Annotated in this window: 19 protein-coding genes and 1 tRNA gene; 1 reads left to right on the top strand and 19 read right to left on the bottom strand. The window is 63.1% G+C overall.

The window, feature by feature from the left end:
- Positions 1-143: 143 nt before the first annotated feature.
- The 5 genes from cysS to ACMNI9_RS01365 form a co-directional block, all read right to left on the bottom strand.
- Positions 144-1,646, bottom strand: coding sequence for a cysteine--tRNA ligase (gene cysS, locus ACMNI9_RS01385; RefSeq protein WP_216528937.1), 1,503 nt, complete (start codon positions 1,644-1,646; stop codon positions 144-146).
- Positions 1,643-2,314, bottom strand: a complete 672-nt coding sequence (gene cysE, locus ACMNI9_RS01380) for a serine O-acetyltransferase (protein ID WP_225748773.1) — start codon at positions 2,312-2,314, stop codon at positions 1,643-1,645. Before cysE ends, cysS begins: the two co-directional genes overlap by 4 nt.
- 72 nt (positions 2,315-2,386) lie before the next feature.
- Positions 2,387-2,893: a 2-C-methyl-D-erythritol 2,4-cyclodiphosphate synthase gene (gene ispF, locus ACMNI9_RS01375; RefSeq protein ID WP_225748985.1), complete on the bottom strand. Its 507-nt coding sequence runs from the start codon at positions 2,891-2,893 to the stop codon at positions 2,387-2,389.
- A gap of 40 nt (positions 2,894-2,933) precedes the next feature.
- Positions 2,934-3,776 (bottom strand): 2-C-methyl-D-erythritol 4-phosphate cytidylyltransferase, encoded by an 843-nt coding sequence (gene ispD / locus ACMNI9_RS01370; protein ID WP_114567809.1) that lies wholly within the window; start codon positions 3,774-3,776, stop codon positions 2,934-2,936.
- A gap of 69 nt (positions 3,777-3,845) precedes the next feature.
- Positions 3,846-6,410: an ATP-dependent Clp protease ATP-binding subunit gene (locus tag ACMNI9_RS01365; protein ID WP_418830498.1), complete on the bottom strand. Its 2,565-nt coding sequence runs from the start codon at positions 6,408-6,410 to the stop codon at positions 3,846-3,848.
- Between the two features lie 1,092 nt (positions 6,411-7,502).
- Between ACMNI9_RS01365 and ACMNI9_RS01360 the strand changes: the two genes are divergently transcribed.
- Positions 7,503-8,216 (top strand): hypothetical protein, encoded by a 714-nt coding sequence (locus ACMNI9_RS01360; protein ID WP_231088198.1) that lies wholly within the window; start codon positions 7,503-7,505, stop codon positions 8,214-8,216.
- Between the two features lie 464 nt (positions 8,217-8,680).
- On the opposite strand, the gene lysS is transcribed toward ACMNI9_RS01360, so the two are convergent.
- The 14 genes from lysS to ACMNI9_RS01290 form a co-directional block, all read right to left on the bottom strand.
- A complete protein-coding gene (gene lysS / locus ACMNI9_RS01355) occupies positions 8,681-10,177 on the bottom strand; it encodes a lysine--tRNA ligase (protein WP_216528940.1) in 1,497 nt (498 codons plus the stop codon).
- 16 nt (positions 10,178-10,193) lie between these two features.
- Positions 10,194-10,664 carry a transcription elongation factor GreA gene (greA, locus tag ACMNI9_RS01350; protein ID WP_114567913.1) on the bottom strand — a complete coding sequence of 157 codons (471 nt, stop codon included), beginning with the start codon at positions 10,662-10,664 and terminating at the stop codon, positions 10,194-10,196.
- A gap of 174 nt (positions 10,665-10,838) precedes the next feature.
- Positions 10,839-11,102, bottom strand: a complete 264-nt coding sequence (gene tatA / locus ACMNI9_RS01345; protein WP_114567912.1) for a twin-arginine translocase TatA/TatE family subunit — start codon at positions 11,100-11,102, stop codon at positions 10,839-10,841.
- Positions 11,103-11,467: 365 nt separating this feature from the next.
- Positions 11,468-12,310, bottom strand: coding sequence for a CpsD/CapB family tyrosine-protein kinase (locus ACMNI9_RS01340; protein ID WP_418830495.1), 843 nt, complete (start codon positions 12,308-12,310; stop codon positions 11,468-11,470).
- An 814-nt stretch (positions 12,311-13,124) separates the two neighbouring features.
- Positions 13,125-13,201 (bottom strand) — tRNA-Pro (locus ACMNI9_RS01335).
- Positions 13,202-13,409: 208 nt separating this feature from the next.
- Complete coding sequence (locus ACMNI9_RS01330) at positions 13,410-13,835, bottom strand: PaaI family thioesterase (RefSeq protein WP_114567910.1); 426 nt, start codon at positions 13,833-13,835, stop codon at positions 13,410-13,412.
- A 108-nt stretch (positions 13,836-13,943) separates the two neighbouring features.
- Entirely contained in the window at positions 13,944-17,009 is a 3,066-nt protein-coding gene (locus ACMNI9_RS01325) for an EAL domain-containing protein (RefSeq protein ID WP_418830493.1), read from the bottom strand.
- 41 nt (positions 17,010-17,050) lie between these two features.
- Positions 17,051-18,529, bottom strand: coding sequence for an extracellular solute-binding protein (locus ACMNI9_RS01320; protein ID WP_418830490.1), 1,479 nt, complete (start codon positions 18,527-18,529; stop codon positions 17,051-17,053).
- A gap of 141 nt (positions 18,530-18,670) precedes the next feature.
- The gene (locus ACMNI9_RS01315; protein WP_225748768.1) at positions 18,671-19,873 is read right to left on the bottom strand and encodes a lysylphosphatidylglycerol synthase transmembrane domain-containing protein; all 1,203 of its coding nucleotides are present in this window, start codon (positions 19,871-19,873) and stop codon (positions 18,671-18,673) included.
- Positions 19,874-19,902: 29 nt separating this feature from the next.
- Positions 19,903-21,051: an ATP-grasp domain-containing protein gene (locus ACMNI9_RS01310; protein WP_225748767.1), complete on the bottom strand. Its 1,149-nt coding sequence runs from the start codon at positions 21,049-21,051 to the stop codon at positions 19,903-19,905.
- A 123-nt stretch (positions 21,052-21,174) separates the two neighbouring features.
- Positions 21,175-22,002, bottom strand: a complete 828-nt coding sequence (locus ACMNI9_RS01305) for a J domain-containing protein (RefSeq protein WP_114567916.1) — start codon at positions 22,000-22,002, stop codon at positions 21,175-21,177.
- Positions 22,003-22,243: 241 nt separating this feature from the next.
- Positions 22,244-23,812 (bottom strand): bifunctional phosphoribosylaminoimidazolecarboxamide formyltransferase/IMP cyclohydrolase, encoded by a 1,569-nt coding sequence (gene purH / locus ACMNI9_RS01300; RefSeq protein ID WP_216528945.1) that lies wholly within the window; start codon positions 23,810-23,812, stop codon positions 22,244-22,246.
- A 107-nt stretch (positions 23,813-23,919) separates the two neighbouring features.
- Positions 23,920-24,909, bottom strand: coding sequence for an XdhC family protein (locus ACMNI9_RS01295; RefSeq protein WP_418830486.1), 990 nt, complete (start codon positions 24,907-24,909; stop codon positions 23,920-23,922).
- On the bottom strand, positions 24,906-25,119 hold a 214-nt coding region (locus tag ACMNI9_RS01290; protein WP_418830484.1), incomplete at its 5' end, for a formyltransferase family protein. The genes ACMNI9_RS01290 and ACMNI9_RS01295, both read right to left, overlap by 4 nt.

Below are 25,119 nucleotides of genomic sequence, written 5' to 3'. Positions count from 1 at the left end.
GTAAGCGAGCAAAAGGCCGTGCAGCGTCCGAAACCGCCGCGATGCATCGCCGAGCGCGCGAAAGCGGCGATCAAGCGACGGAACCGTGCTGCACGACCCCGTAACGTCATCCGGCCTCGTCAGCCGGCAAATCTACAGACAGCCTAAGCCAGAGAAACCCGCGGCCCCTGCGGGGTGTCCTCGATAACGAACCCAAGGGCGCACAGGCCGTCTCGAACGGCGTCGGCACGACCCCAGTCCTTGGCCGCACGCGCCTCCGTGCGAGCCGCCAGCAGCGCTTCCACGGCCTCGGACGCATCCGAGCCAACGTAACCGGCCACGTCCGCCGCCAAGGGAACAACCTCGGCGGGATACGCGTCGGACTCGTCGCAGTCGGCAGCCGCCGCCACGTCGATGCCGAACACGCCCACCAGTTCCACGATGGTATCGCGCACCTCGCGCACGATGGGCACATCGGAAAGCGAGAGCGTTTTGCCCGTAACCTGCGCGTTCACGTCGGCCACCAGGTCGAACACCTCGCCCAGGGCGCGGCACGTATTGAAATCGTCGTCCATGGCCAAGATGAACGAGATCTTGGCCTCTTTCGCGCGCTTCATCAGCTCGCGCGTATCGAGCGGCGACGGAACGTCCTCCACGTTCTCAAGCTGCCAATCCAGATTGCGAACCGCGTTCTCGATGCGTCCGAGCGCCGCTTCGGCCTCGGCCAAGCGCTCGTCGGAGAAATCCAAGGGGCTGCGGTAATGCGTCTGCAGCATAAGGAAGCGCAGCACTTCGGGGCGCGTCGTTTCCAGCACGTCGCGCAGCAGCATGAAGTTGCCCAGCGACTTGCTCATCTTCTCGGCGTTGATCTGCAGCATGCCGCCGTGCATCCAGTAGTTCGCGAACGTGCAGCCGCACGCCGCTTCGCTTTGCGCGCATTCGTTCTCGTGATGCGGAAACACCAGATCGGCGCCGCCGCCGTGAATGTCGAACGGCAGTCCTAGGTACCTGCGCGACATGGCCGAGCATTCGATATGCCAACCGGGACGGCCCTGGCCCCAAGGCGACTCCCACGAAGGCTCGCCGGGCTTCGCCGCCTTCCACAGCGCGAAGTCGAGCGGATCGCGCTTGCGGTCCTCGATGCCTTTGCCGTCAGCGCGCAGCTCGCGGTGGCCGCATTCCATCTCGTCGACGTTGCGGCCCGACAGCTGGCCGTACGCGGGGAACGACCGCACGGCGAAGTACACGTCGCCGTCCACTTCGTACGCATGGTCGCCGTCGATCAGCTCCTGGATAAGCTCGATCATGGCCGGGATCTCTTCGGTCGCCTTCGGCCGAATGTCGGGATCGAGCACGTTCGCCTTGCGCATGTCCTCGATGAACGCAGCCGTGTACTCGGCCGCCACGGCAGACGCCTCGCGCCCTTCCTCGTTCGCCTTCGCGATGATCTTGTCGTCGACGTCGGTGACGTTCTGCACGAACGTCACGTCGAAGCCGCGCCACATGAAGTAACGACGGATGACGTCGAAGCTGATGAACGTACGCGCGTTGCCGATGTGGATGTAGTTGTACACCGTGGGCCCGCACACGTACATGCCCACTTTGCCGCGCTCGCGCGATTCGAACGGCACCTTTTCGCGCGCTTTGGTGTTGTAGAGTTTGATCATGAGCGCCCCTTCTGCTCCTCAAGTTCCTTCAGCCTGCGTTCGAGCGCCTCGATACGCTCGCATTGGTTCGCGCACCGCTCCTCGATGGGATCGGGCAGATTCTCCTTGTGCTGCGCCGCATCCTTCGCTTCGCTTTCAACGCGATGCCCGTCGCGCACCACCACGCGACCGGGAATGCCGACCACCGTGGAGTTCGGCGGCACGTCGTTCACCACCACGGCGCCGCCGCCCACTTTCGAGCCGTCGCCTATGGTGATGTTGCCGAGCACCGCCGCACCCACGCCCACCAGCACGTTGTTTCCCAGCGTAGGATGGCGCTTTCCGGTTTCCTTACCGGTACCGCCCAGCGTGACGCCCTGGTACAGCGTGCAATCGTCGCCGATGATCGTGGTTTCACCGATGATGACCCCCATGGCGTGGTCGATGAAGAAGCGTCGGCCTATCACGGCTGCAGGGTGAATTTCCACGCCGGTCATGAAGCGCGTGAACTGCGACGATATGCGAGCGAGGCTTTTCAGCCCGTGGTTCCACAGCCAATGCTCGACCACATGAGACCAGCGGGCATGAAGACCCGGGTACGTCAGCCAGATGACGAACGAGTTCTGAGCTGCGGGGTCGCGGTCCTTGACCGCTCGGATGTCCTCGCCAATGGTTTTGAATATGTTCATGAATACCCTAACTGTCGATGTGGAATTGTAGCATAGCGAAGCGTGCCGGCTGCAATTCGGGGCAGCCGACCCCTAACGACATCGACAGAGCAAACAGACTGCGGTAGCGGATATGCCCTCTTCACGGCCTTCGAAACCCAAACGCTCAGTCGTGGTGGCCTTCACGCCCACGCTGTCGACCGAAACTCCCATAGCCTGCGCAAGGTTCTGACGCATTTGGTCGCGATACGGCGAAAGCTTCGGGGCCTGCGCCGCTATCACGCTGTCCACGTCAAGGATCTCGTAGCCGCGATCGCGCACGAACGCCGCCACGGCTTCCAAAAGCTTGAGGGAATCGGCGTCCTTGAAAGCGGGATCGGTATCGGGGAACAGCTTTCCGATGTCCCCGCCGCGCACGCCGCCCAGAAGCGCGTCAGAGATCGCATGCGCCAGCACGTCGGCATCCGAATGGCCCAAAAGCCCCCGATCATACGGGATGTCCACGCCCCCCAAAATCAGTTTGCGACCCTCGGCGAACGCATGCACGTCGTAGCCCTGCCCGATGCGCAGGTTCGACAACGGATTGTCGCTGCAGGACATGCTCATGAGCGGACCTCCGGAAAAGTCGTCGCGCCCGCCACTATTCTTCCATCCCCTTCATGTACATGGCCCGTACCGCCGCTACCAGCATCAGGTAGTCCTCGGGCACGGTCAGCTTGATGTTGTCGCGCTTTCCTTCGACCACGAGCACCTTGCCGCCCAGACGCTCGATGAGCGACGAATCGTCCGTGCCCATGAACCCGTCGGACAGCGCCGACGCGTGGGCGCGCCGGTAGATGCCCGCGCGGAACACCTGCGGCGTCTGCGCGTTCCAGAACACGCGGCGATCGGGCGTTCCCATGATGACGCCGTTTTCGACCACCTTGAGCGTGTCGACCGCCGGATGCGCCACCACGGCGCCGTCCGACTCGATGTTCCCCTTGAGCGTGTTGATGGTGTGCGAGATGAGCTCCGGCGTGATGAGGGGCCGCGCGCCGTCATGCAGGATGACGTAGCCGTAGTCGTCGGGCACGTACTCCAAGCCCGAAAACGCCGACTCCTGGCGGCTGGGACCCGCAGGGGCCACTACCACGGGCGTCACGAACGGGAACGGGTCGATGGCGCGCTTGAGGTATTCGCTGCAACGTTCCTCCGGGCACACGATAACGATGAGACCGATGTCGCCCACCGCGTCGAACGCCTCGGCCGACCAGGTAAGAATGGGCTTGCCGGCAATCTCCACCAGCTGCTTGCCGCCCTCTTTGCCAAAGCGGTCGCCCGTGCCGCCGGCCAGTATGATGGCTGCGGTTTGCGGGTTCTTGTCGACCTCCCCTTTAAGCCCTCCCATCGCCTGCGAGATCGCATCGAAGTCGAAGTGGTCGAAGGCAAGCTCCGGAGATTTCAGAACCTCCGAGGAGAATACGGGGTCGATGGTCTTGGTCATACCGTTCCTTCTTGTAGGTCGTTCGTGGCATCATACAGTTCCGGCGGCCATTCGACCGCCGGAATCTTGTTAATCAGCTGCACCGCCGGACAGGGACCCGCCGCCGGACACGCCGGCATGGCCCAAGTCGTAGTTCGTCAGCAGCAATTCTGCGTCTCTTGCTATGCTATCACGTTTCCGAGGCGCGGGGATAGACCCGGAACCCGACGTGAACACCAGCTCGCCGTCGACCGCGTCCACGTCGATGACCGAACCGCTGGTCCACTTGCCCTCGAGGATTTCCTCGGACAGGGGGTCTTCCAGCAAGCGCTGGATGGCGCGGCGCAAGGGACGAGCGCCGTACGCCGCGTCGGTCCCCTCTTTCGCGACGAGCCGGCATGCGGCGTCGCTCAAGTTGATGGACATGTTCTGGTCGATCAAGCGCTCGCGCAGGTCGGCCACCATGAGCTTGACGATTTCGGCGATCTGCTCGTCGTTCAAGGACTTGAACACGATGATCTCGTCGATGCGGTTCAGGAATTCAGGCCTGAACAGCTTCTTCATCTCGGCCATGACGCGGCTCTTGATCTCCTTGTCGGACAGGCCCGCCTGCTCTTCGGTGGAGAAGCCCAACGTGGTAGGCTGCGCGATTTCGCGCGCGCCCACGTTCGACGTCATGATGATGACCGTGTTGCGGAAGTCCACCGTGCGGCCCTGCGCGTCGGTCAAGCGACCTTCCTCCAGAATTTGAAGCAGGATGTTGAACACGTCGGGGTGAGCCTTCTCGATCTCGTCGAACAGCACCACCGAGTAGGGACGCTGGCGCACGGCCTTCGTCAGCTGGCCGCCCTCGTCGAAGCCGACGTAGCCCGGAGGGCTGCCCACCAGGCGCGACACGCTGTGCTTCTCCATGTACTCCGACATGTCGAAGGACAGGAGCGCGTCCTCGGAATTGAACAGGAACTCGGCGAGCGCCTTGGAAAGCTCCGTTTTACCCACGCCCGAAGGGCCCAGGAAGATGAACGAGCCGGCCGGACGCTTCGGATCCTTGAGGCCGCTGCGCGAACGGCGGATGGCCTTCGACAGCGCCGTGACCGCTTCCTCCTGGCCGATGACGCGCTCGTGCAGCACGCCTTCCATGCGCAGCAGCTTCTCGGTCTCGGCCTCCGTCAGGTTCGACACGGGCACGCCCGTCGTCATGGAGACCACATCGGCGATATCCTCGACGGTCACCTGATGGACGGACTTCTGCGCGTCTTCCTCCCACTGCTTTTCGGCCTCTTCGCGCTTCTTCTTGAGGTCGGATTCCTGGTCGCGCAGCTGCGCCGCGCGCTCGAAATCCTGCGCGCCGATAGCCGCGTCTTTTTCGCCGCGAAGCTTGCGCAGCTCTTCGTCCAGATCGCGCAGCTCTTTGGGCAGGGTCATGTTGCGGATGCGCATGCGCGCGCCCGCCTCGTCCAGCACGTCGATAGCCTTGTCGGGCAGGTAGCGATCCTGGATGTAGCGGCCCGCCAAGCTGACGGCAGCTTGCAGGGCTTCGTCGGTGAAGTGGACCTGATGGTGCGCTTCGTAGCGATCGCGCAGGCCCTCCATGATGCGCAGCGCCTGCTCCTCGTTCGGCTCGCCCACCGTGATGGGCTGGAAGCGACGCTCCAAAGCGGAGTCCTTCTCCAGGTGCTTGCGGTACTCGTCGATGGTGGTGGCGCCGACAACCTGGATCTCGCCGCGCGACAACGGCGGCTTCAAGATGGCGGCGGCGTCGATGGAGCCCTCGGCCGAACCCGCGCCGATAAGCGTGTGCATCTCGTCGATGAACAGGATGATGTCGCCCGCGTCCATCACTTCCTTGATGCACTTCTTCAGGCGCTCCTCGAACTCGCCGCGGTACTTGGACCCGGCAACGAGCGCGGACACGTCCAGCGTGAACAGGCGCTTGCCGCGCAGGATATCGGGAACTTGATTCGACACGATAAGCTGGGCCAAGCCCTCGACCACAGCGGTCTTGCCCACGCCCGGCTCGCCGATGAGCAACGGGTTGTTCTTCTGGCGACGGCTGAGCACCTGCATCACGCGCTCGATCTCGCCGGCGCGACCGATGACGGGGTCGAGCTTGCCGTCGCGCGCCTTCTGCGTCAAGTCGGTGCCGAACTCCTTGAGCACGCTGTCCGACGTGCCGCCGTTCGGGTCGAAGGGGTTGCGACCGGCGTACACCGGGCTCTGCCCCACCAGGTCGTTGAGGGCTGCGCACACGTCGTCGCCCGCCACGCCCAGGCGCGTGAGCACTTCGAGCGCCGTGCCGTCGCCTTCGCGAACGATGCCCAGCAGCAAGTGCTCGGTCGATATGTAGGATTGCCCCATCTGCATGGCTTCGCGCAGGGAGTTCTCCAGCACGCGCTTCACGCGCGGCGTGAAGGACAGGTGCCCGGACACGTCGGTGTCCTCGTCGATGGCGACCACCTGGCGGATAGCCTGCACCACGGCGTCGTACTTGACGTTCAGGCGATCGAGCGCCTGAGCAGCCAAGCCGTCTTTCTCCTGGATAAGGCCAAGAAGGATGTGCTCGGTCCCCACATAGGGCTGATGGAGCGAGCGCGCTTCGTCCTGGGCCAGGACGAGCACCTTGCGCGCCTTGTCCGTGAACTTCTCGAATGACATGTAAGCCTCGATTCTCGCGGCGATACTTCAGTGTTACTCGTCCATGTTAGCACTCGCACTGATCGAGTGCCAATTCACCTGGACGCCGCACACGGCGGCTCCACAAGTCGAGCCGTTGAGGCGACGGGATCCATCGTATCACGACCTTTCGCGCCACGTGCACGAACCGCCGGATTATCCCGAGACGCCCGCATTTGCCAAGGCGTCTCGCAGCGCGTTGCGGGCGCGAACAACCGCGGGTGGCGGGTGCGGGCGGGCGTGCGATGCGAGCCGCGAATGTGGGCGGGCGGGCGGGTGACGGCGGCGCGGACGGGCGGGCGATGCGAGCAGGCACCGATGCCGCTGCGGGCGTGCGGGCATGCGTGCGAGGCGCCGCAGCAACGAAGCCACCACGAGCAGGAAGCCCCGCTGCCCTTGCAGGCGGCACGTTGCGCACGAAAAACCGCCTTCGCTGGCAGGTTCTGACGGTTTGAGGTTGCCGAACGCGCGCTATGGGCAGCCTTTCCCCGGCGCCACTTTCGACCGGGATTCTGACCAGGCGCGATACCGAAGCGCTCGCAGCTTGCAAAACGAAGAGCCGAAACGACGACCCCAAACCGTCAGAACCTGCCAGCGGTCGCCGTTTTTTTGCGCGCAGCTTCCAGCTCGCAACGAAATCCAGCAGGAATCTAGCGGAAACGTTGCGCGAGTCTGACACGGATCTAGCAAAAACCTAGCGCGGATCTAGCGCGGATCTAGCTGAAATCCAACAGAAATTTAGCGCGAATCCAGCAGGAATCTAAACCATAAAATAACTATTGACCTGGTATTATGTGGTGCTAAACTCACACCATGAAAACCATCCTAACCCATACATCGGCCCTTGAATTCTGGCGATCCGAACTCAGCGACGTCGGATCGGCGCGCAGCGTATGCCGCAGCACGACCGTGCCCGAGAAAGCTCCGCACGGCTCCGACATGCGAACGCATGCGCTCGTTCGCGGCGGCACATTGTCCCTGCCCGTCCACGTTCTTGCTCGGGAAAACAGGAAAGCCAGTTCGGCCCTCATCGTTCACCGTGCGCAATCCCTACCGGAAAGATCGTTAAGGGCCGTGTTCTTCCCTGGATTCGACGAACCGGTTTTCGTCACCTGCCCCGAACTGACTTTCGTGCACATGGCGTCGGCGATCGGCTTTCCCCTCGCAGTCCATTTGGGGTACGAGTTCTGCGGCACGTTCGCCCCCGACAAGCAGCACCCCTACGGAATCAGGAACAGGCCCCCTTTGACCAATCCGAGAAAGCTGGCCTCGTACCTAGACAACGCAGGATACCTGCATGGAACGAAAGCAGCCCGCCGGGCACTTCCTCACGTTTTGGGCGGATCGGCTTCTCCGCGCGAATCGACCCTCGCCGAACTGCTAACGCTTCCCTATCTGTACGGGGGAAGCAAGTTGGAGCATCCCGCCATGAACGCTACCGTAGCGATTCCGCAGCACAGCAACTGGACAACCAGCCGCTCCTCTTTTCGATGCGACCTGCTTTGGCGAGACAGGGGCGTGGCGGTCGAATACGACAGCACCCTCTGCCATACCGGCGCGAAGCGCATCGCCGAGGATGCGTCCCGACGCAACGCGCTCGAAGCACTCGGCCTGACCGTGGTGACCGCCACTTGGCGCCAGGTGGCAAACTACCAAGAATACAACCGCTTCGCACGTATTCTGGCCGGCCACTTAGGAGCGCGGATACGACCCGCTTGCTCCGACTATTCGCTCAAGCAGCTTGAACTTCGTCGGCAGTTGCTCAGTCAAAAGGGGCTTTTCGCGTAACGCCAGAAACGCTTCCGACCGTACAACTCACGCAGCGCAGCCGACGAAGCTCGGAGCAACGTCGCAAGCAAAGCGATTGCGGCTGGCACGTTGCGCGCGAAAAACCGCCCTTGCTGGCAGGTTTTGACGGTTTGAGGTTGCCGAGCGCGCGCCTCACGCTGCCCTTCCCCAACTTCATTTTCGATCGGGCTTCTGACCAGGCACGATACTGAAGTGTTTGCGGCTTGCGAAACGAAGGGCCGAAACGACGACCTCAAACCGTCAGAACCTGCCAGCGATCGCGTTTTTTCGTGCGCTGACGGCCCGAACGCAGGCGAAGTCCCGCATAGCCGCCTCGTCGGCCCGAAAGCGCCATCGCCCGGCGCGCGTCCGGCTGTCCAAGCGAGGGGCCGCCAACACGCCAGCGCCTTTGAACCCGCACAAGCAGCGAGGGCGCCCTTTCGGAGCGCCCTCGCATGCAGGTTCTACTTCGCTTCGTCCCTCATGTGCGGGAACAGCAGCACGTCGCGAATCGACGGAGCGTCGGACAGCAGCATGACCAAGCGGTCGATGCCCACGCCCACGCCGCCCGCCGGCGGCATGCCGTACTCGAGGGCGCGCACGTAGTCGTCGTCGTAGCCCATGGCCTCGTCGTCGCCCAGATCCTTTGCAGCCACCTGCGCCTTGAAACGCTCGGCCTGATCAACCGGGTCGTTCAGCTCGCCGAAGGCGTTCGCGTACTCGTGCCCGCAGATGAACAGCTCGAAGCGCTCGGTCAGGTTCTCGTCGTCGGCCTTCTTCTTGGCCAAAGGAGACACCTCGAGCGGGTGATCGATCACGAACGTCGGCTGGATAAGCTTCTCTTCGGCCACGGCCTCGAAGATCTCGGCGATCAGCTTGCCCTTGCCCCAAGCCGCATCGGCGTGCCCGCCGTTCTTCTCCAGAATAGCCACCAGCTCTTCAAGCGTGCGGTCGAAGTTCACCGGCTCGCCCGCCCCTTCGGTGGCAAGCTCGATCATGGACCTGCGCGGCCAGTCGCCCGACAGGTCGATCTCCTGGCCCTGGTACGTCACCTGCATGGTGCCGCATGCGGCCATCGCAGCAGCCTGAATGTAGCCCTGCGTGAGTTCCATCATGCCGTTGAGGTCGGAGAACGCCTGATAGGCCTCCATCGTGGTGAACTCGGGGTTATGAAACGGATCCATGCCCTCGTTGCGGAACTGACGGCCGATCTCGAACACCTTCTCGAATCCGCCCACCAGCAAACGCTTGAGGGGCAGCTCGGTAGCGATGCGCAGATAGTAGTCGCGATCGAGCGCGTTGAAATGCGTGACGAACGGCTTGGCGTTCGCGCCGCCCAGAATGGGATGCAGAAACGGGGTCTCGACCTCGTAGAAGCCCTGGTCCTCCATGTAGCGGCGAATGGCCGCCACGATCTTGAAGCGCTTCTCGAACGTCTCTTTGACCTCGGGATTCATGACCAGGTCGACGTAACGCTGACGGTAGCGCGTCTCCTTGTCGGCCAGACCGTGGAACTTCTCCGGCAGCGGACGCAGGCTCTTGCTCAAAAGTTCGAACGACTGCACGGCCACGGACAGCTGCCCGCGCTTGGTGCGCATCATGGTTCCATGCACGCCGATCCAGTCGCCCACGTCCAGATCCTTGAGCTCCGCGAACGCATCCTCGCCCAAGACGTTGATGCGGCAGAACAACTGGATGTCGCCCGTCGAGTCGCGCAGCTCCAAAAACGCAAGCTTTCCCTGATCGCGCTTGGCCATGACGCGACCGGCCACGTCCACCTCGTCCTCGGTGGAAGCGCCGTCTTCAAGGTCGGCGTACTGCTGGACAAGATCGGTCAAATGATGCGTGTACTCGAACGCGTGGCCGTAGGGGTTCTTGCCCGCAGCGATGAGAGCCGCTCGCTTCGCGCGGCGCACTTCAATGGGGTCGTCTTCGATGATCTGGTCGGTGGTGTCGCTCATCTGCGGTTCCTTTATCTTAGTGATCGATCTTCTCAATGGTGATGGTGACCTGGCGGCCGGTCGGGCCCGTCGTTTCCACCACATCGCCCTTCTTGCGGCCCAGCAGCGCGGCGCCCACGGGAGACTCGTTGCTGATCTTGCCGGCGGCGGCATCGCTTTCCGCGCCGCCGACGATCGTGAACACGCGCTCGCGACCGCCCATGGTGACCGTCACCACCGAGCCGATGTTCACGCGCGAAGAGCGCTTCGGCGTGTTGACCACGGTCGCCTCGGAGAGGATTCGGCTGATCTCGGCGATGCGCGCCTCCATCATGCCCTGCTCGTTCTTCGCGTCGTCGTACTCGGAGTTCTCGGAGATGTCGCCGAACTCGCGAGCAACCTTGATGCGCTCGCCGATCTCGGCGCGCTTCTCGGTCTCAAGGTAGTGCAGCTCTTTTTCGAGGTTGTCCTTGCCTTCTTGTGTAAGAATGAAGTTTCCGTCTGCCATGTTTTCTCACCTGTCCCAATTACAAAAACAGGCACGCTCGTGCTTTCAAGCGTGCTTCCTTATATTTTTCGCTGTGATGAAATGCGCGGCTTCGGTGTTTCCGCACTGATATGAAAAAAGCGGTATGTGCAAGGCCAGACCTGCACATACCGCATACCGAACAAAACTGTTGAGCTATTCGGCCTTTTTCTTAGCGGCGGTGGTGGTCTTCCGAGCCGTCGTCGTCTTCTTGGCCGGCTGCTCTTCCACTACCTCTTCGATGATTTCTTCCTCATCGTCGGCGTCCTCGATGGACTTGCTGCCCATGCCGTCGCGAAGGTTCTTGACGGTTTTGCCAAGCGCGCTGCCAAGCTTCGGAAGGTTCTTCGGGCCGAAGATGAGCAAAATCACCGCAAGGATGATGAGAAGCTCCGGCATCCCCATTCCCAAAATTTTCATACGTTCCTCCAAATTGCTCGTGCAAAGGCCGCGCCTTACGACCCCGCCCCACCCTGCTCGTCAGGGTGATGTACCTATGCAAAAAAGGGATGTTGCAGAAAAGCACATCCCTTCCAAGCTCCATACCTGGGATGACGTGGCTTGGAATCGCGACCCGCATCCCAAAGCGGTTCGCAGCCAAGCCATGCCGTCGTCTGAGGTTCGTATAAGCGATACCGTCGGACAACTCTGGGTATATTACCGCAAATGCACCAGCATGAGAAGCATGCTTCCCGATTTTGCGAGAAATTGCCTTGCAGTCGCCATAGTATGCACTGACGAAGAGGCGCCCCGGCAAAGGGTTCGCAGGTGGCCGCCTTAACGCCCTACCGATCGCCGCGACTCCGAAAACGCGAGGAAGCTGCCCGCGAAGCACCGTTCAAAGACGCACGCAGCCGTTCGGCCTCTGCGGAAGATCGCGAAATCCCCTGGATGCGCTCCAGCCGATCGGCGGCAGTACGGCCCTGCGTCGCGCCCGCATCATCGCCGCGCTTCACGCGCTCGCCGTCGTTGGTGTAGTAAGCGTAATAGTATTCGGAGTCGGTCCCTTCGCAGAACGTAGCGCAGATGCCCAGGATGTTGGCATCGGCTTTTTGCAGCTGCTCGCAAGCTTCCACCAGTTCGGCACGCGTTGCCAGATTCGGCCTTACCACTATCACCGTGCCATCCGCCAACGTGGACAGGATGGCTGCATCGACGAACGTACCCACCGGCGGAGTGTCGAACACCACGTAATCGTAGCTTTCCTCAAGAAGGGACACCAGCTTGGCATAGCGTTTCGACGAGACGATGTCGGCCGGGTTCGGGATGTTCGGCTCGACGTCCAGGAAGTACAGGTTCGGCGTGGGCGTGGCGGCCACGGCCCGCGAAAGCGGCACGGCGTCGGTCAGCACCGCGTACACGCCTGCAGGAGGACGCACCCCAAGAGCGTCGGCCAAGGCCCGCCGGCGCATGTCCGCCTCCACCAGCAGCACGGTCTTGCCCGATGTGGCAATGGCGGGCGCAAGCTCGATCGAGCACGTCGACTTGCCCTCGTTCGGCACCGAGCTGGTAATCACGATGGACCGTATCGGAGAGTCGGGCGACATGAAGCGAATGTTCGCGAAGAGCGTCTTCGCCGCGTTCTGCACTTCGAGCGCGTTGGATGCGGATTTCTTTTTCCTGGCCACAAGTCGCTCCTTTGTTCAGCCGTGCTGCATTGGCCCCGGCTCCTCGCGTCAAGCAGGGCACCGTAAGTTCACTTATTCTAACTTGAGTAGAAGATAGACCCCTCGACGGCTCACGTCAAAGGAAAACCGCTCGGAAGATCTTTGCGACCGTCGGCAGCCCCGACTCTCGCGCTCGACGAGGCGGCGACCCGGACGGGCGGCGGCTCGGCCCCGCGTTGCGGACGGGCAGCAGCTCGGCTCCGAGTTGCGGGACGCGCCCGCAGCCCCAGTTCTACGCCGTCGAAGCCCCCGGGCCGCCGATCCGCCCCATTCCCCCATCGGCCGCGCGCGAAAAACCGCCCTCGCTGGCAGGTTCTGACGGTTTGGGGTCGTTCGACCCGGCAGGATGGGCGCCCGGGGAAACGCAACTCGGCAGCTAGGAGCCATGGCCAGGCGAAACGCAAAACGGGTCCGGCAGCGGCGAAGAGGGCGGCCGGCTCGGCAACCCCTAACCGTCAGAACCTGCCAGCGAGGGCGGTTTTTCGTGCGCAAGGCCTTGGCGGACACCAAGAGCGCTACCAGAATACGGCCTCTCGATGGGAACCCGGCCTTTCGCGACGCCGCAGCGAAAGGCCGGGTCCGTCCCGCGGCTCGATCGCGCGCGTCGCATCGCGCGTGCGCCGCCCCCGGCACCGCACGCCCCCCGCACCGCAAGCCCCCCGCGCACGCCGCGCCCGTGCGCGGGGGGCTTGCGGTGCCGAATTCGCCAACTCCCCCAAGTTGGCATTTCCCCAAATGCAAAAAGGTCAGCCGCGAACGACTGACCTGCAAGTTCTGGTCGGGTTGACAGGATTTGAACCTGCGGCCTCTGCGTCCCGAACGCAGCGCTCTACCAAGCTGAGCCACAACCCGAAGTACTGCTTCAAGCAGCGACGGATATGATAGCACAACGAATCGAAAAGCAAAAGGAAAAATGACCCGAATTTCCGTCAGAATTTTCCCGCCCGTTTCTCGGACTCGCTTTCAGCCGCCTCTCCCGCAGCCTCACGGCCGCTTCGGACAACGACGGCAGCGCGCCGCCCAACGGGAAAAGCCCACGATCGCGGTGCAGACCCCGTCGTCAGCGCGCGGCGGCGCGCTCCTGCTCCTTCTGAGCAAGACGCGCAAGCGGCACGATCTTCGTCATGATCACGCCGTCGGACACCACGTCGCCGTCCTCGTCGTACGCGACCACGTTCCAATACTGCTTGACTCCGCCCGCGCTCGAAGGCTCCTGACGGTCAAGCTCGGCCACACCGCGCAGCACGCCGTTCTTCCCGCTCTTGCGATGACGCACATGCACGTCGATGCCGAAAGGACGCTCGTTATCGAAATCGGTGTTCTGCTCGGTTCCGATGCTCGCCACCGTTTCAAGCAAGGCGATGGTCGCCCCGCCGTGCAGGTAGCCATGCGGCTGGTACAGGTCCGGCGTGATGGGCATTACCGCTTCAACGCGGGTTTCGCAGACATCGGTCGCCTCGATATGCAGGGTATCGGTCAAGGCCATAAGGCTCCTCCTTACTGATCCGCTCCGCGCGGATCCACCATGTTCGAGCCCTAGTATACCCGTCCGACGCCAAAGCATCCCCGGCCAGTCCCGCGAAGCCGTCCGGCCTTACCGAGCGCCCTCGGAACACGACCTGATGAAGCGCTTGACCTCGTCCGGAATGTCACGAGGATGCGGCTCGGGACGCGCGATCAGGTACCCTTGCAGGTAGTCAACGCCCAGATCGAGCACGGCGCGCAGCTCCGTTTCGGTCTCCACCCCTTCGGCAATCACGCGAATGCCGCGGTCATGAGCGTATCCCACCAGGTTGCGGGCAATGTCCTGCTGGTCCTTCTGGCAGTCGATTCCTCGAATGATGCATGCGTCAAGCTTCACGAAGTCAACGTGGTAGTCCAGCAGGGACGTCTCCCCGTTGTATCCGCTGCCGAAATCGTCCACGGCAAGGCGGGCGCCCAAACGTCGCGCCAGCGCTTCTTTGTACACGGCCATTTCGCGACTGTAATCGCTTTCGATGATTTCGATGACCAGGTGCCTGAGCATGCCGCCGTAACGCTCGATCAAGAACAGCTCGTCTTCAGAGGACAGGCGCTGCGTGGCGATGCTGTTCACGAACAGCAAAGACCCTTGACCTACGTAGCGCTGCGAGAACGCATCCAAAGCTCCCAGAAACGTCATGCGCTCGACATGGTGAAGCTTCGACTGCGAACGCGCCAGCGCCAACACGCGATCCGGCGTGGAAATGGACTCCAGCTGGGGGCGCATAAGCGCCTCGAAGGCAATGATCTCGCCGGCCCGAGCATCCACGATCGGCTGGAAATGGTAATCCACAAGCTGCTCGTCGAACAGGCGGTTCAAGTCCTCGCCGGTGTTCACGATGAACGACTTCTCGTCGTAGCTGGCGCGATCGAACGTGAACAGCTCGCCTTTTCGGCTGTTCTTCGCCAGGTACATGGCGAAGTCGGCGTACTCGCGAAGGCGCGCGTAGGCAGTGGCGTCATCGGGGCAGAACGCAGCGCCCATGGAGGCGCGCACTTTAAGCGCCTTCCCGTCAGGAGCAACCAGCACGCTCTCGTCGAACGCACGGCACAGGTCGGCGAACAGCGCTTCGACATCGGCTCGGTCCGAACAGACGTCGACGAACGCCAGGAACTCGTCGCCGGACACGCGCGAGCAAGGACCCTTGTTGCCGAACACCGACTCCACAGCGCGCGCAGCTGCCTTGATGTACTGGTCGCCCCAATCGTGCCCGTACGTGTCGTTGACGAACTTGAGGTTGTCCAAGTCGAGCATGAGCATGGCTCCGAGCCTCTTGCGGCCCCGCAAAAGCTCGGTCACCTGCTGCTCGAACGCGCGGCGGTTCAGCAGCCCGGTCAGAATGTCGTGATCGCGTTCATGCTCCAAGCGGCGACGCGTTCGAATCTCGTGCGTCACGTCTTCCACCAGCCCGTACATCACGCCGCGATCCTCGTCCATCAAAACGACCAAGCGCACCCACGTGATGCCGCGCTCGTCGAAGAACAGGTAGCGATCGTCCCCCTCGCGCTCGACGCGCACGCGGTACCAATCCATGAACCGATCGAAATCATCCGCCGACATGGTGCCCGAGCCCGCGCGCCCCACGCAGAAGCGCGTCGCTTCGGGGCACTCCAAGATGGACAGCGTAGAGAACAACCCCTCGGTATAGCTGACCGTTTCCAGGATGGCGTTGTACTCGAACGCGCCGATGCTGCGATCGGAAAGCTGCAGTATCTGGGACAGGCGCGAAGACGCCGAAGCAACCTGGGTTCCCAACGACTCGATCGCGTCGGAAAGCTCGTCCACCTCGACAATGCCGGTAGGCGTGAACGAAATAGGCTCTTCAGGACCGGTCGCGCGAACCTCTTTCATAAGGTTGCGCAAACGCGATGACGACAACCACGCCACCAGCACGGCCACGATCAGGCCCACGACGAAGGCAACGAGAAACGACCGGAACAAGCTTTCGGAAAGCGCATGCGAAGCCGAGAACAGCCCTTCTTCGGGAGCAATCCCCACAAGCACCCATCGATCGGAGGCGAACGGAGACGTGCTGTCGTACAGCGCCAGCTCCATCGCGGATGCCACGGCGCGCTTGTCCGGGTCTGCCGAGTCGAAAGCCGGATCGACTACCATGCGAGCCTGGTTGTCCAGAAAAGCCTCGATGGAGCCGTTTTCGACGTACAGGCTTTGCGTCGCCCCGCTTGTAGCCAGCACTTCGTACGCGCGCGGTTTGTCCGACAAGGGTTCCACGCCGGCGCTGCGCTCGGAGTCGGCGGCTTGCACGGTTGTGAGCAGGTACGAGCCGTCGCCTCGCTCGTTCAGGTCGCGATACGGAAAAAACGACTCGATGCGATCCAGGCGTATCTCAACGCCCAGCACTCCGCACAATTCCCCCGAAGCGGTTCGAATCGGCACGCTGTACGTCACCGAAGGCGTGCCCGCCCAGCCAAGATCAACCGGTCGGCCCCAGTACCCCAGATCGCTTGTCTCTGCATCGGGATGCTTTTGGGCGGCACGGAGGGGCTCGTAGTAGAAGGCGCTGCGCTGATTGCCTTCGGCAGCCAGCGGAAACGTTGCCGACCACTGGCTGTCCAGGGCTATCTCCATAGTGCGCCCCACGCTGATCGGACACGATGCAACCATGAGGTCCGATCCGCCTTCGGCGTTGACCTTCGGGTTCGAATCGCGAATGTAGAGCGCCGTGCGAGCATCGGCGGCCTCTCCCTCCGCCCCGCCGTTCGCCAGCACGAAGTAGGCGCCGCTCACCTCGTTGTGCCGGATGAAAGACACCAGATCGTCGGCCATCGCATCGATAATGGACAAGGCCACGTCCGAACCCGGAACGATATCGGACACCGAAGCTCCGCACTCAGCCAGCACCTCGTCAACACGATCGGCCACAACGTCGGGCGTCGAGCCGAAGTCCGACCAGCGAAGGACCATGTCGCCTTCGAGGTAGCTTGCCCGACTGGCCACGCGCTCCGAGAACAGATCGTACGCAGCGTCGTCCATCTGGACGAACACGCGACTCCCGGACAGGATCGCAGCGCTCATGACGCCCTGCAAAATAAGCACGATGCAGAAAGGCAGCGCGACAAGGGCCTTGAACGTCAAGCCCTTCCGCGCGCCCTTCACCTGTTTCATGCCCAGCGTCATGCCCTCGTAGCTCTATCCTTCAACATCCTCACCCTCGGGCGCTATGCCACGACGGCTTCCAATTGCATCTTCAAATCAGCCAGCCAAGCGTCGAAAACCGATTCGTCCAAAAACGCGGCGACGGCCTGGGCGGGATTGGCGCCCGCCTCGATCTGGGCGCGCACGGCGGCCCGATCCTGCGCTGCCCGGTCGAACAGCGATTTGCCCAGCACCGAACGAGCTTCGTTGCCCTTCGGAGTCGGGAACGTCCGGTACAGCCCCGCGTCCATGGTCTCGAGCGCAGCGGGCAGGGTCTCAGCGTAGTTGCGGGAAGAATCCCCCAGCGACAGAGCGACGTCCTTCAAGAACTCCGGCTCGATCGCCTCTTTGGTCACGGGCAGATACCCCGCTTTCACGGCGAACCCGGCATTCTGCTCCTTGGCCGTGAACCAGGTGAGAAACTCGACGCACGCACACTCCGTACGCTCGTCGGCCTTCGTCACCACGAAGCCCGCACCCTGCTGAGGGGCGCACGGAACGCCGCTTTCGAACGTGGGAGCAGGCAAGGCTATCACCTCGATGGGATAGCTGGTCTGATCATCAACCGTCACGGTCTGGGGAAAATACACGACCGACGAGGACGACCCCACGTAACTGAGCAGGTCGCCGGTCTTGACGGCGTCTGAGCGGAACTTGCCTTCGGAAGAGAACCAACCCTGCACCATGGGCACGTAGTAGTTGTCCCACAACGCCTTCATCGTAGCGCGATCAAGATCGAGCTCGATGCGTCCGTCACGAACGGAAAGCACTTCGTGACCCAACTGCTTCGCACCGGTGACCAGGTAATTCGTCAAAGCATCTCGGCCGAAGAACGCACGTCCGTCGTTCGGCACGTCCGGGGTTTGCGCATCGGTCCATTCGTAATAGCGCTGCGACACCGTCACGATCCCCTCGACGGTGGCAAGCTCGTCGAGCGTGCTGCCCGTTGCATCGGCGAACACCCGCCAATCGGTCAGATTCATCTGAAACGTCTCGGTTGATTTCGCCACGGGAAACACCTTCAGAGAACCCGTGCCGTCCAGATCCCCTTCGGCCAAAAACGCCTCGACGTACCGATCCTTCTGCTCGTCGGTCAGGTATCCGGAAAGATCGGCCACGCGCCCGAAGCTATCGACAAGCGAAGCCGTATCGGGATACGAAAGGAACGCGTCGGGCATATCGGCATACCCGACAAGCTCCTGCGCCGACCCGGTCACCGCTGCGGCCAAATCGTTTACGCCGCCCTGGCTGGAACTGGTAACCACCACGCCCACGCTTTTGCCCTGGGTCGCGTTGAACTCGTCGACAAGCGATTCGAACGCCTGCTGCTGGGTTCCGTTGTAGTACGTCCACAGCTCGATCTGCACGGGGTCGGCGGGATCGAGCAGCGAAGAAGCGTCTTTGCCCGACGCAGCCGCGCCCGGGTCCGAGCAACCCGCCAAGGTCAGCATTCCCGCAAGAGCAAGCGCAGCAGCCTGCCTCAGCGTCTTTTTCGCACTCATCCGCTCCCCCTCTGAATCGCGCACAACCACCCCACACCTATGCGTACGTTTCAGAACATTCTAAGTCATGAAGCGGAGCTGCGGCCGACGAACTTGCGAACGCGCCGAGACGGCAGGAAGCTTTGGGTTGGCGGCAGGCCCTTACGAGTCCCGCGGCGCTTTCGGAGGCTTCGCATCGCGCGGAGCCGCCGAAGCACGGGGAACGGCCGCTTGCTCGTGGTCACGGTCGCACAACGGCTGATCGACGTCCAAAGGAGCCCGCTGCTCGTCAAGGTGCCGCGCCACCGCCGACACTCCCGACAAGCGGCCGGCAGCATCCGGATCGTTGAGCATCTGCTTGGCATCGCGCTTGAACGTCTTGGTTGTTTGAATGAGTATCGCGCCGATAAGGAACGGCATCCAGAACACGATGCCGCGATAGACGAGCGCAATGGACAGCCCCGCCGCCGCAGTCGCCCCGAAAGACGTGAACGCCACCACCACGGCAGCTTCCACCACGCCTACGCCCTGCGGCGTGATCGAGATCATAGCGAACAGCGTTGCCACCACATAGCCGCAGATGAGCGCTTCGGGAACCGTTACGCCGAACCCAACGCCCACCAAGCTGAAGCAGGCAAGCTCGCACGCGCTTGCGGCAATGGAGCACCCGAAGGATTTCGCCGTGGTCTTGGGGTTGTGCGCGATAAGGCCCGCTGCGTCGGAAAACGAGCACACCGTACGCTCCACCCACGGGTCGAGCGGCCCTTTCTTGAAGCGGGCGAGAATGCGGTTGACCAACCGTTCGATGGGCCGCAGCACGCGCAGCACGAGCGCCGGACGCTTGCGGCCCAGTACCAAGATGGTGATCATGGCCCCCACCAGCGCGATGACAAGCAGCCCGAGCAGGAACCACAGGGGCGACAAGCCCACCGTGGCGGCCAATATGGCGAAGCCTATCAGCATGATGGTGGCGAATCCCGAATCGATGGTGATCTGCATGAGCAGCGCCGCGCTGGTTGCCTTGCCCGGGGCAATGCCGCGCTGGCGCGCATCGTCCACCACCAGCGTAGTGCCGGCCAGGTTGAGCGACGGCGCGATCGTGTTCATGAAAAACGTCCCGAACACCAAAGGCAGCGTCGAGCGCGGATCCATGCGCTCGTCAACCGCTTCGAACGCATACGAATACGCGAAGCTCTGCGCGAAGTACTTTCCCAGCTGGGTGCACAGCGCAGCGATCAACGGGATGGCCGCGCCCTTCTTGATGGTTTCCACCAGCTCGACCAGCTGATCGCCGCGCAAAAGCACCACCGCAAGCACGATGACGATAACAAGCCCGATGAGCAGGTTTCTGATGTTGAGCTTCACAGCCTTGCTCGCGCCCCGAACGCCTCCGCCTAGCGGAGGAATTCCTTGAGGTCGGAGTGCACGAGGAAGTCGAGCTCGTTGGCCGATTCCGCATCCGTTTCCAAGAACAGGAAGCCGTAATTGCCCACGCGCCGAACGTCGAACGGCCGCATCTCGAGCACATGGGAGAAACGGCTGAGGAACGCATCGTAGTCGAACCGCTCGTCCCCTGTAGCGTCGGCCGGCGGATTGAGCAGCGACATCGTGTACACTTTGTCGCCCTTGCCCTCGAACGCGCGATCGAAATCAGGGCGCTCATCTTCCAGGAACGCCTCGTACGTGCGATACCCGTAGCCGTGCCAGCTGACGTCGGTGCCGCCCAAACCCGCGAAACGAAGCGGGTTGAACTCGATGGGGCACACGTGCCCGTCGAGAACGCGCACCTCTACATGCACGGGGAAATTGCGCGCTCCCACAAGCGCGTTCACGCGGTCAAGCCATTGCGTGAACAGCGCGGACGTTTCGCGCACGATAGGCGCGCTCGTCACGTACATGCGGTCGGACGTATCCTCGGCTGAAACGAAGTCGTGGCGCAAGACGTTGAGGATATGCGCCGCGCCGGTGGCGTCGAAGTACGCGTCGAGCGCGTACTCGGTCCCCTCGATGTAGCCCTCCAAGATGAACGATCCGGACCCGATGACGCTTTCGGGGTACATGTCGTGCCAGGTGGACGCGTTGCGCTGAATGTCGGCAAGCGCGCGCTCCCAGTCTTCGCGATCTTGGATGGCGTACACGCCCATGCTGCAGAATCCGACGGACGGCTTCAGCACGAACGGCGCTTCCAGCTTCGAGAAGTCCAGCTTGAACAGCTCGTCAACCGAGCAGGTTTTGAAGAACAGATCAGGGTCGAGGGCAGCCAGAACCTGCCGCATAGCGGCTTTGTCCTTGAACAGCCCGATAGCGCGCGACAGGCTTTCGTTATGCGCGTTCTCGACGATCCACGCCAAGGCGTTTTCGGAATTGGTGTACACGCGCTCGCCTGCATCGATACGGCGCACGGCTTCGTCTGCCGACACCAGGTTCAACGCACGGCCCGCGGCTGTCGTGCGCGCGAATTCGTTGTCGAGCACGGGATGCTGCGAAGACTCCATCCACGCAAGCAGCGGTTCTGATGCATACGGCTCGTCAAGCACTATCATTGCTTCGAATCCTCCTTCATCGGTGCGCTTCGAGCATGCGAAGCGCTTCGCGCATCCGCCGGCGCAAACACCGCGCGGCGACAAACAAACAGTATAGCATGGGCGCGCCCGCGCCCGGCAGCCCTACTCCCGACCGGCGGCACGATAGACGCGCACAAGGTCGCGCGCGTTCGTGATGTCGAAAAGAACCGCAACCGCAAACGCAAGGCCCAGCCCTATCGTCACCGCACCTTGCCGCGGCGCGATCATGAACACGAACGGCGCAAGCACGAGCGCGATAGGAACGAAAAAGCCGATCAAACAGCTGCCCAAACGCTTCCACAGCCCGTAGACGAACGACGCCACCACGTACACGAACAGCCCGGTGGCAGGAGACCCCGCCAAGCTCAACACCGCCAAAGCCGCCGCTTTCGCCGCCACGACGGCGCCTTCCTTCTTGATGCTTTGGCGCGTCTCATCGCGCACCTGTTCCGGCGTTTTCTGAGGAGCCGATGCCCTGAACGGCGCAAACGGGTCGAACGGATCGAACGGCACGCCGCCGGGCGCGCCCTCGCCGGCGGAGCGGGCGCCGTCCCACGAGGTCCATACGTAGGTGGTGCGGCCCTGCCCTTGCGACGAACCCTGCCCGAACGGCCAATCCGCGAACGGGTCCCATTCGACCTGCTGGGGCGATCCGTACGGGTTCGCCGTAGGATGCGCGTACGGGTTGCCCGCATAGGGGCGCGGGTCGCGACGCGGGTCGAACTCCGGCGTCCACGAGCGGTTGAGCAGCACATCGCGCGCTTCGTTGATTTGCTTGGTCAGCTCTTCCGCTTCGGCACGCTCGGCGGAATCAAGCGGAAATTTGTCCGGGTGATGGGCGATGACCAGCTTGCGATGCGAGGCTTTGACCTCGTCGTCAGTAGCCCCCTCGCTCAGGTTCAGTATGTTCAACGCTTGAGATTTCTTCATGCCGCCCACTATACCGAAGCGCATTGCGCGTTGCGCCCCCGGTGCGAGTATGTTCCTTTTACGACAAGGAAGGAACATAACCATACCCGAAACGCTCACACGTTCGCGGCTACGACATTGATGCGAAAAAGCGGCCGTTGCCCTTCCTGCAAAAAAGCTGGACCCGACAAGCGGATCCAGCTTTTCGATCAAGCGTGCTTGGGGGGGCGCTGCGGGCTTCGGCCGCGCGCCAGCTGCCAGCTTAGTGCCTGAAGTGGCGATGGCCGGTGAACACGAGCGCGATGCCGTGCTCGTCAGCGGCGGCGATCACCTCGTCGTCGCGGATGGACCCGCCCGGCTCGATAATGGCCGTCACGCCGGCCTCGGCCAAAGCGTCAAGGCCGTCGCGGAACGGGAAGAACGCGTCCGACGCGGCCACGGAGCCCTTCGCCTGCTCGCCCGCCTGCTCGACGGCGATGCGCGCGGAGTTCACGCGGTTGGGCTGGCCGCCGCCCACGCCCACCGTGGCATGGTTCTTGGTAAGCGCGATGGCGTTGGACTTGACCGACTTGCACACGTTCCAAGCGAACAGCAGCTCGGCCATTTCCTCGTCGGTAGGCTGGCGCTTCGTGGGAACCGTGAACGCAGCCGGATCCTCCAGCACGCCGTCGGAATCCTGCACGAGCAGGCCGCCCTCGACGGAGCGGTACTCCACTTCCCCGCCGGCCTTGTTCACGCCGCCCGTGGACAGGAGACGCGCGTTCTTCTTGGCACTGTACATGTCCAGCGCGTCGCCCGCGAACTCGGGCGCCACGATGGCCTCGACGAACTGCTTGTTCTCGAAGATGGCAACCACCACGTCGGACGTGACCGGACGGTTGAACGCCATGACGCCGCCGTACGCGCTGACCGGGTCGCACGCATGCGCGCGTTGGTACGCGGCCACCAGGTCGGCGTCCTGGCACACGCCGCACGGCGTAAGGTGCTTCACGATGACGCACGCGGGCTCGTCGAACTCGCGCACGGCCGTCCAGGCGGCGTCCAGGTCCAGGTAGTTGTTGTACGAAAGCTCCTTGCCCTGGTGCTGCTTGGCGTGGGCCAGGCTGTGCTCGGCACCCGCGTAGCTGTCGCGACGGTAGAACGCGGCGGACTGATGCGGGTTCTCGCCGTAGCGCAGGTCCTGCACCTTGGTCAGGTTGAGGGCGCGGGCGGCCGGGTACTTCTGGTCGCCTTCGAGCTGCTCGCCCATCCAGGCGGCGATGGCGCCGTCGTAGGCGGCCGTCGTGCGGAACACGTCGAGCGCCAGCTTCGCGCGCGTATCGCGCGTGGTGGCACCGTCGTTGGCGCGCATCTCGGCCAAGATGTCGTCGTAGGTTTCCGGGCGCGTGACCACGGCCACGCTCTCGAAGTTCTTGGCGGCGGAGCGCAGCATGGACGGGCCGCCGATGTCGATGTTCTCGATGCAGGTTGCGAAGTCGGCGCCGCCGGCCACCGTCTTCTCGAAGGCGTACAGGTTCACGACCACCATATCGATCATCTGGATGCCGTGCTCGGCCGCCTGGGCCATGTGGGCCTCGTTGTCGCGCTTGGCCAGCAGACCGCCGTGCACGCGCGGGTGCAGCGTCTTCACGCGTCCGTCCATCATCTCCGGGAACTGCGTCACGTCGTCGATCGGCGTGACCGGCACGCCGGCCTCCGCGATGACGCGGGCCGTGCCGCCCGTGGAGATGACCTCCGCTCCGAACTCCTCCACGAGGACGCGGGCGAAATCGACGACGCCCGCCTTGTCCGTAACGGACATCAAAACGCGCTTGACCTTCGGATTGCTCATATGGTCTTACATCCTTTCCTTTTGGGTTCCGCCGCCTTGCGAACGACGAAACAACTCGACGCTGCGGGCCCTATTGCCCTGCACCGGCATTGCCTCCGGCGCTCTATCTACCTGCCCAAGCTGCTTTCGTGCTTGGCGCGGGCTTCTTCACTGTACCGTTGCCGGTAGCGTACGTCCACCAGCTCGCCGACGATCGCTATCGCCAATTCGGCGGGCGTCTTCGCCCCGAACTTCAAGCCGATGGGGCGCTTGACGCGCACCCAGTCGTCCTCGGTGGCGCCCGCCGCCAAAACCAGCTCGTGCACGCGATCGTTCTTGCCAGCGCACCCCATCATGCCCACGTAATGCGCGCCGTGCTTGGCCGCCCACACGCAGGCCTCGGGGTCGAACATGTGGCCGCGCGTGAGCACGCACACGTAGTCCGCCGACGTGCAGGACAACTGGTCCAGCGCATCGAAGCTGCCGCCGGGAAGGACGATGCGCTCGGCGTCCGGGAAGCGGGCTTCGCTCACGTACGCGGGGTCGTAGTCGACCACCGTCACGCGAAAGCCCACGTGCGCGGCCAGCGCCGCGACTTCGCTGGCCGCGTCCGACGCGCCCAGCAACCACACGCGCACCTGCTCGAACAGCGGGACGGAAAGCCAGGTGAGGCCTTCGAACTGCTCGTTGTGCATCGAAGGCCCGCGCGTGACGTCCTTCATCTGAAACGCATCGCGTGCGGAATGCGGGCGCGCCGCCACGATCTCCTTCGCATCGTTGCAGAAGAACACGAGCGGCTCGCCGTCGGCGGAACCTTGGTCGCCGTACTTCTTCGTCACCTCGTTGTCGGTGTTGGCCTGGGCCTGCTGTGCATCGTAGACCACCTTGAAGCCGATCCAGGCAAGGTCGCCTTCGTCGATGGCGCGCACGGCGCGCTCGAACACGACGGCGTCGGCTTCGCCCAAGCTGCGCGCGATCACGTCCGCGTACGACGGGTCGACATGCTGGTTGCCCGCAAGGGCCTCCGCTGAAAAACACGGGAAGTCGTCAGCCGACAGGACGGGCGTGCGGCCCGCCCGCAGATCAGCCGCCACCGCGGCGAGCACGTCCCTCATCATGCGATATGCACCTTCCTGTCCTCGCCCACCGTCACGCGGCCCTCGGCGATCTGGCGCAGCACCTCGGGGTAGATGACGTGCTCCACCTCATGGATGCGCGCCTCCAAATCCTCCAACGCGTCGCCTTCGCGCACTTCGACGGCGCGCTGCGCCACGATGGGTCCCTTGTCGTAGTCCTCGTTCGCGAAATGCACGGTCACGCCCGTCACC

The organism is Paraeggerthella sp., assembly GCF_048427265.1.
GTDB classification, from domain to species: domain Bacteria; phylum Actinomycetota; class Coriobacteriia; order Coriobacteriales; family Eggerthellaceae; genus Paraeggerthella; species Paraeggerthella hominis.
This window is presented reverse-complemented; position numbering and strand designations above follow the sequence as displayed.